At 68.0% G+C, this 14,827-nt stretch carries 19 protein-coding genes; 15 read left to right on the top strand and 4 right to left on the bottom strand.

Annotated features, from left to right (window positions below; all coding sequences use genetic code 11):
* Positions 1–92 precede the first annotated feature (92 nt).
* The 11 genes from H0B54_RS00585 to H0B54_RS00535 all read left to right on the top strand — a co-directional run bounded on the left by H0B54_RS00585 (position 93) and on the right by H0B54_RS00535 (position 9,881).
* Positions 93–929, top strand: coding sequence for a transporter substrate-binding domain-containing protein (locus H0B54_RS00585; RefSeq protein WP_188258833.1), 837 nt, complete (start codon positions 93–95; stop codon positions 927–929).
* A gap of 109 nt (positions 930–1,038) precedes the next feature.
* On the top strand, positions 1,039–1,743 hold the full coding sequence (locus H0B54_RS00580) for an ABC transporter permease (protein ID WP_188258832.1): 705 nt from the start codon (positions 1,039–1,041) through the stop codon (positions 1,741–1,743).
* Between the two features lie 3 nt (positions 1,744–1,746).
* Complete coding sequence (locus tag H0B54_RS00575; RefSeq protein ID WP_188258831.1) at positions 1,747–2,436, top strand: ABC transporter permease; 690 nt, start codon at positions 1,747–1,749, stop codon at positions 2,434–2,436.
* Between the two features lie 425 nt (positions 2,437–2,861).
* A complete protein-coding gene (locus H0B54_RS00570) occupies positions 2,862–3,581 on the top strand; it encodes a heme ABC transporter permease (RefSeq protein WP_094301558.1) in 720 nt (239 codons plus the stop codon).
* Positions 3,582–3,623: 42 nt separating this feature from the next.
* Positions 3,624–3,842 carry a heme exporter protein CcmD gene (gene ccmD, locus H0B54_RS00565; RefSeq protein WP_094301557.1) on the top strand — a complete coding sequence of 73 codons (219 nt, stop codon included), beginning with the start codon at positions 3,624–3,626 and terminating at the stop codon, positions 3,840–3,842.
* A complete protein-coding gene (ccmE, locus tag H0B54_RS00560) occupies positions 3,839–4,294 on the top strand; it encodes a cytochrome c maturation protein CcmE (RefSeq protein WP_094301556.1) in 456 nt (151 codons plus the stop codon). The genes ccmD and ccmE overlap by 4 nt, the downstream gene beginning before the upstream one ends.
* A 55-nt stretch (positions 4,295–4,349) precedes the next feature.
* Positions 4,350–6,341: a heme lyase CcmF/NrfE family subunit gene (locus H0B54_RS00555; RefSeq protein ID WP_188258830.1), complete on the top strand. Its 1,992-nt coding sequence runs from the start codon at positions 4,350–4,352 to the stop codon at positions 6,339–6,341.
* 30 nt (positions 6,342–6,371) lie between these two features.
* A complete protein-coding gene (locus tag H0B54_RS00550; protein ID WP_014238694.1) occupies positions 6,372–6,908 on the top strand; it encodes a DsbE family thiol:disulfide interchange protein in 537 nt (178 codons plus the stop codon).
* Positions 6,905–7,381, top strand: coding sequence for a cytochrome c-type biogenesis protein CcmH (locus H0B54_RS00545; protein ID WP_188258829.1), 477 nt, complete (start codon positions 6,905–6,907; stop codon positions 7,379–7,381). Before H0B54_RS00550 ends, H0B54_RS00545 begins: the two co-directional genes overlap by 4 nt.
* A complete protein-coding gene (gene ccmI / locus H0B54_RS00540; protein ID WP_188258828.1) occupies positions 7,381–8,826 on the top strand; it encodes a c-type cytochrome biogenesis protein CcmI in 1,446 nt (481 codons plus the stop codon). The genes H0B54_RS00545 and ccmI overlap by 1 nt, the downstream gene beginning before the upstream one ends.
* Before the next feature lie 122 nt (positions 8,827–8,948).
* Entirely contained in the window at positions 8,949–9,881 is a 933-nt protein-coding gene (locus H0B54_RS00535; protein WP_094301552.1) for a DMT family transporter, read from the top strand.
* 4 nt (positions 9,882–9,885) lie between these two features.
* Here H0B54_RS00535 and H0B54_RS00530 read toward each other — a convergent pair whose 3' ends face one another.
* A complete protein-coding gene (locus tag H0B54_RS00530) occupies positions 9,886–10,314 on the bottom strand; it encodes a YkvA family protein (protein WP_188258827.1) in 429 nt (142 codons plus the stop codon).
* Positions 10,315–10,469: 155 nt separating this feature from the next.
* Between H0B54_RS00530 and H0B54_RS00525 the strand changes: the two genes are divergently transcribed.
* The 4 genes from H0B54_RS00525 (at position 10,470) to H0B54_RS00510 (ending at position 12,748) form a co-directional block, all read left to right on the top strand.
* Entirely contained in the window at positions 10,470–10,883 is a 414-nt protein-coding gene (locus H0B54_RS00525; RefSeq protein ID WP_211109097.1) for a rhodanese-like domain-containing protein, read from the top strand.
* Positions 10,884–11,318: a VOC family protein gene (locus H0B54_RS00520; RefSeq protein ID WP_188258826.1), complete on the top strand. Its 435-nt coding sequence runs from the start codon at positions 10,884–10,886 to the stop codon at positions 11,316–11,318.
* Positions 11,319–11,637: 319 nt separating this feature from the next.
* Entirely contained in the window at positions 11,638–12,021 is a 384-nt protein-coding gene (locus H0B54_RS00515; RefSeq protein WP_188258825.1) for an antitoxin Xre/MbcA/ParS toxin-binding domain-containing protein, read from the top strand.
* A complete protein-coding gene (locus tag H0B54_RS00510; RefSeq protein ID WP_188258824.1) occupies positions 11,981–12,748 on the top strand; it encodes an RES family NAD+ phosphorylase in 768 nt (255 codons plus the stop codon). Before H0B54_RS00515 ends, H0B54_RS00510 begins: the two co-directional genes overlap by 41 nt.
* Before the next feature lie 70 nt (positions 12,749–12,818).
* Here H0B54_RS00510 and H0B54_RS00505 read toward each other — a convergent pair whose 3' ends face one another.
* The 3 genes from H0B54_RS00505 to H0B54_RS00495 form a co-directional block, all read right to left on the bottom strand.
* Positions 12,819–14,054 carry an argininosuccinate synthase gene (locus H0B54_RS00505; RefSeq protein ID WP_188258823.1) on the bottom strand — a complete coding sequence of 412 codons (1,236 nt, stop codon included), beginning with the start codon at positions 14,052–14,054 and terminating at the stop codon, positions 12,819–12,821.
* 213 nt (positions 14,055–14,267) lie between these two features.
* Complete coding sequence (locus tag H0B54_RS00500) at positions 14,268–14,579, bottom strand: hypothetical protein (RefSeq protein WP_174440474.1); 312 nt, start codon at positions 14,577–14,579, stop codon at positions 14,268–14,270.
* Entirely contained in the window at positions 14,579–14,815 is a 237-nt protein-coding gene (locus H0B54_RS00495; protein WP_094301545.1) for a DUF805 domain-containing protein, read from the bottom strand. The genes H0B54_RS00500 and H0B54_RS00495 overlap by 1 nt, the downstream gene beginning before the upstream one ends.
* Positions 14,816–14,827: the final 12 nt, after the last annotated feature.

Genomic DNA, 14,827 nt, shown 5'->3' with positions numbered 1-14,827 from the left:
TCCCTTGACTGGCGCTGTAAAACCGTAAACCTCAGAGCCTGCCCGAGCATAAGAGCCATCCATAAGGGCATCAGAACAGAGGAGGTTTTCCCGTGAAGAAGATCGTTGCGGCCTTGGCGCTCGGCGCCATTGTGGCGGTCGCCGGCACCGCCGCCGAAGCCAAGGACTGGAAGAAGATCCGCATCGCCACCGAGGGCGCCTACGCCCCCTGGAACGCGACGGACCCGTCGGGCAAGCTGATCGGCTTCGAGCCGGACCTCGCCCTGGAACTGTGCAAGAAGATGAAGGCCGAGTGCGAGATCGTCGCCCAGGATTGGGACGGCATGATCCCGGCCATCCAGCAGGGCAAGTACGACGCCATCATGGCGGCGATGTCGATCACCGACGAGCGTGAGAAGGTCATCACCTTCGCCGGCCCCTACGGCACCGAGCCGTCGATGTTCGGCACCATGAAGAATTCGCCGCTCGCCAAGGCGACCTTCCCCGGCGAGCGCTACGACCTGTCCAAGGACGACCCGAAGGCCGCCATCGCCGCCCTGGCCGACGCGCTGAAGGGCAAGACGGTCGGCGTGCAGACCTCGACCATCCAGGCGAACTTCATGGAGAAGCTTCTGCCGCAGGTGGCGGTCCGCACCTACGACAAGCTGGACAACGCCGGCATCGACATGGCCGCCGGCCGCGTCGACGCCATCTTCGGCGACCGTTCGGCGGTGGACGCCATCCTCAAGGCCGACGCCGGCAACAACATGACCCTGTTCGGCCCGGCCTTCGCGCGCGGTGTGCTGGGCAAGGGCGTGGGCGTGGGTCTGCGCAAGGCCGACGGCGACCTGAAGGAGCTGTTCAACAAGGCCATCGCCGAGGCCAACCAGGACGGCACCATCACGAAGCTGAGCACCCAGCACTTCGGCTACGACATCTCGATCAAGTAACCGGTCGATCAAGCAACCGGCCATCATGTGAAGGGATGTCCCCCTCTCCCCCGTCGCGGGGAGAGGGGAACCCGGTTCGGAGCCCATTTCGGAGCCCATTTCGGAGCGCATGTTCGAACTTCTCTCCTTCGGCCCGAACGGGTGGGGCGGCCAGCTTCTCGGCGGGGCGGCGATGACGGTCGCCGTGTCGGTGTCGGCCTTCGCCCTCGGCCTCGTCTTCGGATCGCTCGGCGCGTCGGCGAAGCTCAGCCGCCACCTCGCCCTCACCGGCGTGGCGGAGGTCTACACCACCGTCGTGCGCGGCGTCCCCGAACTGCTGGTCATCTACCTGCTGTTCTTCGGCGGCAGCGGCGCGGTCATGGCCGTCGGCCGGATCTTCGGCTACGAGGGCTACATTGAGCTGAACGCCTTCTCCATCGGCGTTCTGGCGGTCGGGCTGATCTCCGGCGCCTATTCGACCGAGGTGATCCGCGGCGCGGTCCAGGCGGTGCCCCACGGCCAGATCGAGGCGGCGCGCGCCTGCGGCATGTCGCGCTGGCTGATCCTGCGCCGCATCCTGGTGCCGCAGACCCTGCGCTACGCCCTGCCGGGGCTGGGTAACGTCTGGCAGCTCACCCTGAAGGACACGGCGCTGATCTCCGTGACGGCGCTGGCCGAGATCATGCGCGTGTCGCATGTGGCGGCGGGGTCGACCCGCCAGCCGTTCCTGTTCTACACCACCGCGGCGGTGCTCTACCTCCTGCTCACCACCGTCTCGACGGTGGCATTCGAGCGGGCGGAACGCTACGCCAACCGCGGCGTGCGGAGGGCCTGACCCATGAATTGGGAACTGATGTGGGACAGCGTGCCCACCCTCCTGCGCGGCGTTCCGGTGACCTTGCAACTGGTCGGGCTGGCGCTGCTGTTCGGTGCCGCCGTGGCCTTCGCGGTGGCTCTGCTGCGGCTGTACGGCAACCGCGTCACCGAGCGGCTGATGGCCGCCTATGTCTTCGTGTTCCGCGGCACGCCGCTGCTCGTGCAGATCTTCCTGATCTATTACGGCATGGGCCAGTTCGAGCTGGTGCGCAGCAGCTTCCTCTGGGTCTATCTGCGCGAGCCCTTCTGGTGCGCCATCCTGGCGCTGACGCTGAACACCGGCGCCTACACCAGCGAGATCCTGCGCGGCGCCATCCTGTCGGTGCCGCAGGGCCAGATCGAGGCGGCGCGCGCCTGCGGCATGTCGCGCACGCTGCTGTTCCGCCGGATCGTGATGCCGGTGGCGATCCGCCAGATGCTGCCGGCCTACGGCAACGAGGTGATCCTGATGGTGAAGGCCAGTTCGCTCGCCAGCACCATCACGCTGCTTGAGATCACCGGCATCGCCCGCAAGATCATCGCGCAGAGCTTCGCGGTGTTCGAGGTGTTCATCGTGGCGGGCAGCATCTATCTGCTGCTGAACTTCCTCGCCTCGCGCCTGATCCGCTACGCCGAGTGGCGCATGACCCCCTACCTGCGGGCGCGCGGGTAGCTGCCGGCCCCCACCCCGGCCCTCCCCCGCTTTCACAGGGGAGGGAGATTTTGCGAAGCGGCGGCAGTTCCCTCCCCTGCGAAGCGGGGGAGGGTTAGGGTGGGGGCAAGACACTCATGCCCCGAGCCGCACAGCCACCGGCACCGGCACGCCCACTTTCCGGACGCCCATCACGCGCACCGGCACTGAGCGCGGTTTCGCTCCCTCACCCGGGCCAGCCGGACTTTTTCACCCGTCCTGCACCAACGTAGCATGGAAAGGCCGCGTCAACCCGTCGTACCGTCAGTGCGACAGGCCGCCGCACCGTCCTGAAAACACCACGGTGTACGGCCATGTTTCCTGACCAAGATCAAGGCGAAACCCCTCGCGCTGGGGCATCACTGAGCTTATATCGTCCGCAGCACGACCAGAGGCCCATAGGTCCTATGCATCGATTTGCAAATCCTGCCCGCTTCCAGCGCCTGTCGGCGGCGATCCTGCCCTGGACGGCGGGGGCGACCGTGATCCTGCTGATCGTCGGGCTCTACATCTCGCTGATCGGGTCGCCGCGCGACTATCAGCAGGGCGACACCGTGCGGATCATGTACATCCATGTGCCCGCTGCCTGGATGAGCCTGTTCGTCTACGTCAACATGGCCATCGCCGCCGCCTGCGGGCTGGTGTGGAAGCATCCGCTGGCCGACCTGTTCGCCAAGGCCGCCGCCCCGGTCGGCGCCGGCTTCACCTTGATCTGCCTCGTCACCGGCTCGCTGTGGGGCGCGCCGATGTGGGGGACGTGGTGGGTGTGGGACGCGCGGCTGACCAGCGTGCTGATCCTGTTCTTCCTCTATCTGGGCTACATGGCGCTGGTGAACGCCTTCGACGACCCGCAGCGCGGGACGCGGGCGGGCAACGTGCTGCTTCTCGTCGGCATCGTGAACGTGCCGATTATCAAATTCTCGGTGGACTGGTGGAACACCCTGCACCAGCCGGCCAGCGTCATCCGCATGGGCGGGCCGACCATCGACGGGTCCATGCTGGTCCCGCTGCTGGTCATGGCGCTGGGCTTCACCGCCTACTTCATCACGGTGGTCCTGCTGCGCCTGCGGGCGGAGATCGTGCAGCGCAAGATCCAGACGATGCGCCTGACCGAGGCGCAGGGCTGAGGCACGGGCTGGACAGGGAGCGGCGCGGGGCCGGAGGCAAAGATGGCAGAGTTTTTCGCGATGGGCGGCTACGCCGCGTATGTCTGGTCGTCCTACGGGCTGGCGGCGCTGGTGATGGTCGGCCTTCTGGTCGCCACGCTGAAGGCGCTGCGCGGTGCCGAGACGACCCTGAAGGCGCTGGAAGGCAGCCGCCCGCCGCGGCGGCGCCGGGCGCGCAACGGTGCCGCGGCGTCGCCCGCGGCGGAGGTTGGTGAAGGATGACCCGCAAGAAACGGCGCCTCTACATGCTGGGCCTCGCCCTGCTGGGCCTTGGCGCGGCCACCGCCCTGACGCTGACGGCGTTCGAGGACAACATCGTCTTCTTCTTCAGCCCGACGCAGTTGCAGACCCAGGACATCGGCGACCGCAACTTCCGCCTGGGCGGCCTCGTCGAGGAAGGCAGCGTGAGCAAGATGCCCGACGGGGTGACGACGCAGTTCCGCGTCACCGACACGGTGCACACCGTCGCCGTCACCTACCGCGGCCAGCTTCCCGACCTGTTCCGCGAGGGGCAGGGTGTCATCACGGAAGGCCGCATGATCAACGGCGTCTTCCAGGCGCGCGAGGTGCTGGCCAAGCACGACGAGAACTACATGCCGCCGGAAGTCGCCGACGCGCTGAAGGAAGCGGAGCACTTCAAGGCGAACTCGAAGGAGCAGAAGCCCAGCTCGTGACGCTGACGGCTTCTCCACTCCTCCTCATTCCGTTCTTTTAGGGAGCATCGGGCCCGTGATTCCCGAACTCGGCCATTACGCGCTGGTGCTGGCGCTGTTCGTGGCGCTGGTGCAGTCCGGCGTCCCCCTGGTCGGCGCCGCCACCGGCAACGCCGCCTGGATGGGCGTCGCCCGCCCCGCCGCCATCGCCCAGATGCTGCTGGTTCTGGTCGCCTACGGCGCCCTGACCTGGGCGCATGTGGTGTCGGACTTCAGCGTGTCGAACGTGGTCGCCAACAGCCACTCGATGAAGCCGATGCTCTACAAGGTGTCGGGCGTGTGGGGGAACCACGAAGGCTCGATGATGCTGTGGGTCGTCATGCTGACGGTGTTCGGCGCGGCGGTCGGCATCTTCGGGCGCAACCTGCCGCCCTCGCTGAAGGCCCGCGTCATCTCCGTCCAAGGCATGATCGGCGTCGGCTTCCTGCTGTTCATCCTGATCACCTCGAACCCCTTCATCCGCGTGGTTCCGGCGCCGCTCGACGGCAACGACCTGAACCCGCTGCTCCAGGACCCCGGCCTCGCCTTCCACCCGCCCTTCCTCTACGCGGGCTATGTCGGCTTCTCCATCGCCTTCTCCTTCGCGGTCGCCGCCCTCATCGAAGGGCGCGTGGACCCGGCCTGGGCGCGCTGGGTGCGGCCCTGGACGCTGGCCGCCTGGTCGACCCTGACCGCCGGCATCGCGCTCGGCTCCTGGTGGGCCTATTACGAGCTGGGCTGGGGCGGCTGGTGGTACTGGGACCCGGTCGAGAACGCCTCCTTCATGCCCTGGCTGGCCGGCACCGCGCTGCTGCACTCCGCCATCGTGGTGGAGAAGCGCGACGCGCTGAAGACCTGGACCATCCTGCTGGCGATCATCACCTTCTCGCTGTCGCTGATGGGCACCTTCCTGGTGCGCTCGGGCATCCTGACCTCGGTCCACGCCTTCGCGGTGGACCCGACGCGCGGCGTCTTCATCCTGGTCCTGCTGGCCATCGCCACCGGCGGCTCGCTGCTGCTCTACTCCGTGCGGGCGCCCAGCCTGAAGACCGGCGGCCTGTTCGCCCCGGTCAGCCGCGAGGGCTCGCTGGTGCTGAACAACCTGCTGCTGTCCACCGCGACGGCCACGGTCTTCATCGGCACGCTCTACCCGCTGTTCCTCGACGTGCTCGACCTCGGCAAGGTGTCGGTCGGCCCACCCTTCTTCAACGCCACCTTCATCCCCGTCGCCATCCCGATGGTGATCGCCATGGTGGTCGGCCCCTTCCTGGCCTGGAAGCGCGCCGACCTGCTGGGCGCCCTGACCCGGCTGTGGACGGCGGGCGTGGCGACCGTGGCCTGCGTCGCCGTCGCCGCCTACGTCACCAACGGCGGCGGCCCGCTGCTGGCGCTGGTTGGGGTCGCGCTCGCCGCCTGGGCCTTCTTCGGCTCGATCGCCGAGTTCGCGGAGCGCATCCGCCTGTTCCGCATCCCGGCGAAGGACAGCTGGAACCGCGCGGTCAACCTGCCGCGCAGCGCCTGGGGGATGACCATCGCCCACGCCTCCATGGGCATCGCCATCGCCGGCATGACCGGCACCTCGGCGTGGCAGAGCGAGACGATCAAGGCGATGAAGCCGGGTGACAACGCCACGGTCGGCGCCTACGCCGTGCAGTTCGACCGTGTCGGCACGGTGCAGGGTCCGAACTACAACGCCGAGCAGGGCGTCTTCACCGTCACCCGCGACGGCAATCACATCGCCACCCTGACGCCGCAGCGCCGCAGCTACCCGGTCACCCGCATGACGACGACCGAGGCGGCGATCCACACCACCTGGCTGTCCGACGTCTATGTCGCGCTGGGCGACCCGACGCAGAACGGCACGGCCTGGACCGTGCGGCTGTACCATCACCCGCTGGTGCCGTGGATCTGGATCGGCTCGCTGGGGATGATGCTGGGCGGGCTGGTCAGCCTGTCCGACCGCCGCTTCCGCGTCGGCGCCCCGGAGCGCCGCCGCGCCGCCAAGGGCACCCTTCAACCCGCCGAATAAGCCCGCCCGCCGAGCAAGGACACGCTTCCGATGCGCCGCCTGATCTATCTGTTGCCGCTGCTGCTGTTCGTCGGAGTCGGCGTGGCCTTCCTGCGCGGGTTCGACCGCGACCCGCGCGACATCCCCTCCGCCCTGATCGACAAACCGGCGCCGGAATTCTCCCTGCCGCCGCTGCCGGGCCACAAGGAAGGGCTGTCCAACGCGACGCTGAAGGGCGACGTCACGCTGGTGAACGTCTTCGCCTCCTGGTGCATCCCCTGCAAGGCCGAGCACCCGATCATCACCCGGCTGGCCCGCGAGCAGGGCGTGACGGTGCGCGGCATCAACCACAAGGACAAGGCGGAGGACGCCATCGCCTGGCTGAACCGCAACGGCGATCCCTACGCCAGCATCGGCGTCGATCTGGACGGCCGCGTGTCCATCGACTGGGGCGTCTACGGCGTGCCGGAGACCTTCCTGCTCGACCGCCAGGGCCGCATCCGCTTCAAGCATGTCGGCCCCCTGACCCCGCAGGTGGTCGAGGAGCAGATCCTCCCCATGGTCAAGCATCTGCGGAGCGCGTCGTGAAAGCCCTTCTGCTCGCCGTCCTGCTCGCCCTGACGCCGCTCGCCGCCTCCGCCGTCCAGCCCGACGAGGTGCTGAAGGACCCGGCGCTGGAGGGCCGCGCGCGGGAGATCAGCAAGGATCTGCGCTGCCTCGTCTGCCAGAACCAGTCGATCGACGATTCCAACGCGCCGCTCGCCCGCGACCTGCGCGTGCTGGTCCGCGAGCGGCTGACCGCCGGCGACAGCAACCAGCAGGTGCTGAGCTTCGTCACCGACCGCTACGGCGACTATGTGCTGCTGCGCCCGCCCTTCAAGGCGACGACGCTGTTCCTGTGGATCGGCCCCTTCGTGGTCCTGGCCATCGGCGGCGTCGCCACGGCCCTGTACCTGCGCGGGCGGAAGGGAGCCGCCGTTGCCGCGGGCGGCGACACCGCCCCGCTGACCGAGGACGAGCGGCGGCGCCTGGACGCCCTGCTCCGCAAGGACAAAGTCTGATGCTGTTCTGGATCGTCGCCGCCGCGATGACGGCGGCCGTGGTGCTGTTGATCGTGCCGCCGCTGCTGAGGAAGCCCGAGGGAGCCGCCGAGGAGCGCGCCGCCTACGACCTGGAGGTCTACCGCGACCAGCTCGGCGAGCTGGAGCGCGACCAGGGCCGCGGCTTGATCAGCGAGGCGCAGGCCGCCGCCGCCCGCGCCGAGATCGGCCGCCGCATGCTTGCCATCGCCGACCGCGGCAAGGGCTCTGCGAAGGATGACGCGAAGGACAAGGCAGCCCCCCGCGCCCCGCGCAGCGCGATGGCGCTGGCCGCCCTGCTGGCCGTCCTGCTGCCGCTCGGCACGCTGGCCGTCTATGGCAAGCTGGGCCGTCCGGAACTGCCGGCGCAGCCGCTGGCCTCCCGCAACCTCGACCATGAGCGCGGCGGGCCGCCCAAGAACGTGCTGGCGGCGATGGACAAGCTGAAGGCCCAGCTCGCCGAAACCCCCGACGACCCGCAGGGCTGGGCCATCCTCGGCCAGGCCTACGCCAAGATGGGCCGCCTGCCCGAGGCCGCCGACGCTCTGGGCAAGGCGGTGGCCCTGGCCGGCGACGATCTGGAGCTTCTCGGCAGCTACGGCGAGGTCCTGATCTCGGCCAACGGCGGCACCGTGCCGGACGAGGCGCGCAAGACCTTCGACCGCGTGCTGGCGAAGGACCCGAAAGAGCCGCGCGCCCGCTTCTACGCCGCGCTGGCCCGCTTCCAGGCCGGCGACACCAAGGACGCGCTGGAGCGCTGGAGCGCCCTGCTCGCCGAGTCCCACGCCGACGCCCCCTGGGTACCGATCGTCCGGACGCAGATCGAGCAGGCCGCCAAGGCGCTGAACCTCGACCCGGCCAAGGTGACGCCGGAGCCCCTGCCCGCCCAGCAACAGCCGCCGGTCGCCCAAAACCAGGGCCAGAATCAGGGCCAGGGCCAAGGCCAAGCGCAGGGCCAGTCCGAAGGCGAGGACCAGCAGCAGATGATCCGCGGCATGGTCGACGGGCTGGCCGCCCGGCTGGAGGCCAACCCGGACGACGTGGACGGCTGGCTGCGGCTGTCGCGCTCCTACGGCGTCCTGGGCGAATCGGCGAAGGCCATCGACGCTGCCCGCAAGGCGAGGGAGCGGGCGCCCCAGCGGCCCGACGTGCTGGTCGCCTACGCCTCCGCCCTGCTGTCGGCGGAGCCGCGAAGCAGCAAGCCCGGCCCGATGCCGGAGGAGGCCGTCGCCTCGCTCCGTCAGGCGCTGGCGGCCGAGCCCGACAACCGCGACGCGCTCTGGCTGCTCGGCCTGAACGCCGCGGGCATCGGCCAGACCGCGGAGGCCACCGACCTGTGGTCCCGCCTGCTGGCCCAGTTCAAGCCGGAGGAGCCGGAATACACGCTGATTCGCGCCCGCCTCGAGTCGTTGAAGGCCGGCGGCTGATCCTCTCCCGAATGTCCCTTGCACCCGGACCGGTCCGAAGAGCAGGATAGCGATGCACGCTGGGGTGGCGTTTCCGGCAACGGAGCGCCACCCGCAGGCCGATCCGCCAGGGACGCGACCGATTGCCCACCCACGCGCTCACCGCCAAAGGTCCCGCCACCGGCCCCGGCATGGCGGGAAAGCCGCTGGAGGCAGCCTTCTGGATGCTGGGGGCCGCCCTGTTCATCGCCATCGGCAACGCGATGATCCGCCACGTCAGCGGCGAGCTTCACCCCTTCGAGATCGTCTTCTTCCGCAACCTGTTCAGCCTGATGTTCATGCTGCCCTGGATCGCGGCGGTCGGGCTGGGGCGGCTGCGCACCGGGCGGGCGGGGCTCTACGCCTCGCGCTCGGCGACCAGCCTGGTGGCGATGCTGTGCTGGTTCTACAGCGTCACCCACATGCCGCTGCCGGACGCCACGGCGCTCAGCTTCACCATTCCCCTCTTCGTCACCGCCGGGGCCGCGCTGTTCCTGAACGAGACGGTGCGGGCGCGGCGCTGGGCCGCCGTTCTGGTCGGGCTGGCCGGTGTGATGATCGTCATCCGCCCCGCCGACGCCACCCTGGACCCGACCATTCTGGTCATGCTTCTGCATTGCGTCGCCGCCGCCGTCACCACGCTCCAGGTGCGGGCGCTGGCGACCTCCGACGGGGTCATGGTGGTGGTCGCCTACATGGGGCTGTTCCTGACCCCGATGGCGCTGGTGCCGGCGCTGTTCGTGTGGGAGTGGCCGAGTTGGACGGCGCTCGGCTGGCTCGTTCTGCTGGGCGGCATCCTGACCCTGGGGCAACTGGCGATGACCCGCGCCTTCAAGCTGGCGCCGGCCTCGGCGATGATGCCGTACGACTACGCCCGCCTGCCCTTCACCGCCCTGCTCGCCTGGCCGCTGTTCGGGGAGGCGATGGACCTGTGGGGCTGGGTCGGCGCCGGGGTGATCGCGGCCTCCGCCCTCTACACCGCCCATCGCGACGCGGCCCAGTCGCGGGCCGAGCGGGGACCCGCGGCCAAGGCGTGAACCGTCAGCCGCCGCCAGCCGTGGGCTTCATTTCGGGGGGCTTCATCTGTTGTTCCTTGCGCAGGGTGGCGCGGGCGCGGTCCTCATGCTCGGGCTTCAGATTGGTCCGCACCGTCTGGATGGCGGTCGCCAGCACCGCCGCGTCGTCCACGAAGCCGACCGCGATCAGCCAGTCCGGGATGGAGTCCGCGGGCAGCACGAAATAGGCCAGCGCCGCCATCAGGATCGCCTTCGCCTTGAAAGGCGTCTGCGGGTCGGTCGCGCAGAAGAAGGCGGCCAGCGCCTGCTCCAGGAAGGGAATGCGATGCAGGTTGGCGCGCAGCGTGTTCCAGAAGCGGCGGCGGACGTAGCGCTCGTTCCGCTCCGCACGGACGGGGTCGATGACGGTGGGCAAAGCGGCGGCTTCGGTGATTCCGTCGGTGGCGATCGGCATGGCTTCCCCTGGGCTCCCCCGGCCGCACGGCCCTTCCCGGTGGACCGGGCGGGGCGGCCTGTTGCACAGTTGCGTGGAATGACAACAGCGCAGACGCGCCAACGGTCCCGCCAAGGGTTCGACTACGGCCAAAGCGTCAAAAGGAGGAAACCGCCATGCCGATGAAGAAGGGCTACAAGGAGATGCTGGCCGAAGCGAACGGCCGCATCCAGGCGATCACGCCGCAGCAGGCGCTGTCCCTGCACGGCGACCCCGACGTGCTTTTCGTGGACATCCGCGACCCGCGCGAACTGACGCGCGACGGCATGATTCCCGGCGCCTTTCCGGCCACCCGAGGGATGCTGGAATTCTGGGTGGACCCGGACAGCCCCTATCACAAGCCGGTCTTCGCGTCGGGCAAGCGCTTCGTCTTCTACTGCGCCAGCGGCTGGCGCTCGGCGCTCGCCACCGACACCGTGCAGTCGATGGGCTTGGAGAACGTCTGCCACCTGGAGGGCGGCTTCAAGGGCTGGAAGGAGGCCGGGCTGCCCGTTGCCATGCCGCCCGCCACCGAACGGAAGGACAGCTGAATGGAACAGCGAGTCAGCCTGATCACTCTGGGCGTCGCCGACCTCGCGCGCAGCCGTCGCTTCTACGAGGAGGGGTTGGGTTGGACCCCCTCCCCGGTCAGCCAGGACGCCATCACCTTCTACCAGCTGGGCGGCGTGGCGCTCGCCCTGTTCGGGCGGGAGGCGCTGGCCGAGGACGCGCATCTGGCGGAGTCCGGACCGACGTCGGGCTTCGGCGGCATCACGCTGGCCCACAACCTGCGCAGCAAGGCGGAGGTGGACGCCGTGATGGCCCAGGCGGAGCGGGCCGGCGGACGCATCCTGAAGCCGGCGCAGGACGTCTTCTGGGGCGGCTACAGCGGCTATTTCGCCGACCCGGACGGTCACCCCTGGGAAGTCGCCTGGAACCCCTTCGCCACGCTGAGCGAGGACGGGAGTTTCCGGTTGGAGGGGTGAAGGCGCGTATTCTTAAGCTCCTCTCTGCACTGAATGCGGCTCCAAACCATCCCTTCCATCACGAATTTAAAATTTTCCGATGTGTGACATTTTTGTCGCCAAATTTTCTTTATGCTCGAGATGGGCTCTGCGACCCGCAGCATTGGCCTCTCTTGCTCCCCCCTAAAGGGGGGAGCAAGAGAGGCCAATGCTCGCTTCTATCGGATGACGCTCCGCACCTCTCCTCCTTCGGAGGAGAGGTGCGGAGCGTCATCCGACTGGATCATTGCTTTCTTTGGAAAGAATGCTATATCCTGATTTCGCAAGAAAGGAGGTGGCCATGCTGACGCATCAAACGATAAACACTGCGATATCCAACGCGCAGGTTGTCACCAAGGCTGTCCTCCGTGCCGCCGACCAGCTTGAGATCCCCAACACAGTCCTAGCGAGAATTTTGGGCGTCTCGGAGCCTACGGTGTCGCGCATGCGCAAACATGGGCTGACACTGTCAACCAGCGATAAGTCTTTCGAACTTGCAATTCTCTTCATTCGTCTTTATCGGTCGCTTGATGCCATTGTTGGCGGCGATCCGAACGTTGCCCGCGCATGGCTTAGAAACGTCAACACAGCGCTGGACGACAGCAAGCCGCTGGATAAAGTCCAGACCATAACCGGGCTGGTGCATGTCATCGATTACCTGGACTCCCGCCGAGCTGTCCTCTAGCCAACGCACCTTGACAGGCGAATGCTGGCGTCTGGTGGAGGCCCAGAACAAGGTCTCCACCCTTAAGCTGGTCGATACCCTGGACGAGCAGGACCTTCTCGAACGGTTGATCGAAGGCACGAAGCCCCCGGTTCCCAACAAGTGCCAGGGGCTTCACTTTCTCCTGTCCACGCCGTTCCGCTACAACGCCCCCTACCCTACAGGTTCCCGCTTCCGGCGGGCGGGCCTAACGCCGGGGGTCTATTACGCCGCGGAGAGCGTGCGCACGGCGGTCGCCGAACTTTCCTTTTACCGCCTGCTGTTCTTCGCGGAGTCGCCCGACACGCCGTGGCCGGCCAATCCGAATGAGTACACGGCTTTCTGCGCTGCCTACGGAACGGATCAAGGATTGGACCTGACCGCCCCGCCCCTGGACCAGGACACAGCGACATGGTCGCACCCGACCCATTACGATCCCTGCCAGAGCTTGGCCGAGACGGCGCGGCAGGCCGGCATCCAGGCCATTCGCTACGCTTCGGTGCGCGATCCGGACAAGGGAGCCTGTCTGGCGCTGTTGACCTGCGCGGCCTTCCGGGAGCCGAAGCCGGCCACGTTCCAGACTTGGCGGATCTATCTCCGCGCTTCCGGCATCCAGGCGCTGAGCGAGTTCCCGGGCATCCGACTGGAGTTCGGCCGCTCCGCCTTCACCAGCGACGCCCGCATCGCCGCGATGCGCTGGGACCGCTGAGCCTTTCCCCAAAAGGAAACGGGAGGCTGCGAGAGCCCCCCGTTCCAAAAGACACCGAGCCTGCTTGCGCTTACTTGACGTTCGCGCGGGCCATGGCGCCCAGGCGCAGGCGGAGCGCGTTCAGCTTGATGAAGCCTTCCGCGTCCTTCTGGTTGTAGACGCTGTCTTCCTCGAACGTCACATAGTCCATGCGGTAGAGGCTGTTCGGCGACTTGCGGCCGACGACCGTGACGTTGCCCTTGAACAGCTTCAGGCGGACCACGCCGTTCACCGTCTCCTGGGTCTGGTCGATCAGCGCCTGGAGCGCCAGACGCTCCGGGCTGAACCAGTAGCCGCAGTAGATCAGCTCGGCGTAGCGCGGCATCAGCTCATCCTTCAGATGGCCGGCGCCGCGGTCGAGCGTGATGCTCTCCATCGCGCGGTGGGCGGCCAGCAGGATGGTGCCGCCCGGCGTCTCGTACACGCCGCGCGACTTCATGCCGACATAGCGGTTCTCGACGAGGTCGAGGCGGCCGATGCCGTTCTCGCCGCCCAGGCGGTTCAGCTCGGTCAGCAGGGCCGCCGGGGACAGGGCCTTGCCGTCGATCGCCACGGCGTCGCCGCGCTTGAACTCGACCTCGACGTAGGTCGGGGTGTCCGGGGCCTTCTCCGGGGCGACGGAGCGGGTGTACATGTCCTCGAACGGCTCGACCCACGGATCCTCCAGCGCCTTCCCCTCGTAGGAGATGTGCAAGAGGTTGGCGTCGGTCGAGTACGGGGCCTCGCCGCGCTTGTCCTTGGCGATCGGGATCTGGTTCTTCTCGGCGTAGTCGATCAGCCGGGTGCGGCTGTTCAGATCCCACTCGCGCCACGGGGCGATGATCTTGATGTCCGGGCGGAGCGCGTAGTAGCCCAGCTCGAAGCGGACCTGGTCGTTGCCCTTGCCGGTGGCGCCATGGGCCACGGCGTCGGCGCCGACCTGGTTGGCGATCTCGATCTGGCGCTTGGCGATCAGCGGCCGGGCGATCGAGGTGCCGAGCAGGTAGGTGCCCTCATAGAGGGTGTTGGCGCGGAACATCGGGAACACGAAGTCCCGCACGAATTCCTCGCGCAGGTCGTCGATGAAGATGTTTTCCGGCTTGATGCCCAGAAGCTCGGCCTTCTTGCGCGCCGGCTCCAGCTCCTCGCCCTGGCCGAGGTCGGCGGTGAAGGTCACCACCTCGCATTGATAGGTTTCCTGCAGCCACTTCAGGATCACCGAGGTGTCGAGGCCGCCCGAATAGGCGAGCACCACTTTCTTGATCTGTTTGCCGGACGCACCGCTCATGGGACTACTCACGCGGGTGGGGAAAAATATCGGTGGCGGACAGTAGCCCTACGATCGATGCGAATCAATCGGTCCCGCTCATAAGTCCCCTCTCCCCTCTGGGGAGAGGGTTAGGGTGAGGGGGTTGCGCTTCTGCCGAACGTACCGAAACGCACATCCCCCTCACCGGCCCTTCGGGCCACCCTCTCCCCAGAGGGGAGAGGGCTGGGGCACTCAATCCGTTCCGGCGTCGGCCGCAACGGTGCTCTCCGCCGCGGGGCGGGCGGGCGCCCGGTCCACGAAGGGCCAGCGGATGTAGGCGTAGAGCCACATCGCCAGGATGTCCGCCCCGTTGATCAGCAGGACCAGCGCCCACAGCGGGCTGCGCCCGCCCTTGGCCAGCACCCACCCGCCGAAGATCAGCTTCAGCATCAGCAGGATCGCCATGACGAGGTTCGCCGTCCACGGATCGGTGGACATGATCGCCGCCCAGGGCTGCCAGTAGACGGCGTTGAGCAGGGCGACGACGGACTCGAGCATCTCCATCACGCGGCCCTCCGCGCCTTGCGCGGCCGCGCCGGCCCGTCGACCAGCACCCGCGCCGGCCAGCGCCGCATCGTCAGCAGCCCCAGCACGCCGACCAGCCCGATCACCGGCACGAAGATCACCAGCGCCCACCAGGGCGAGAAGCCCGCCCGGCGGAAGATGCGCATCAGCGGCCAGACCGCCGCGGCGTTGAACAGGAACAGGATCAGGCCGGGATCGACGGCGAACTCAGGCACGGAACACTCCCA

The sequence above is a fragment of the Azospirillum tabaci genome (assembly GCF_014596085.1).
Taxonomy (GTDB): Bacteria; Pseudomonadota; Alphaproteobacteria; order Azospirillales; family Azospirillaceae; genus Azospirillum; species Azospirillum tabaci.
The sequence above is the reverse complement of the archived record's forward strand: the minus strand, read 5'-3'. Positions and strand labels throughout refer to the sequence as shown.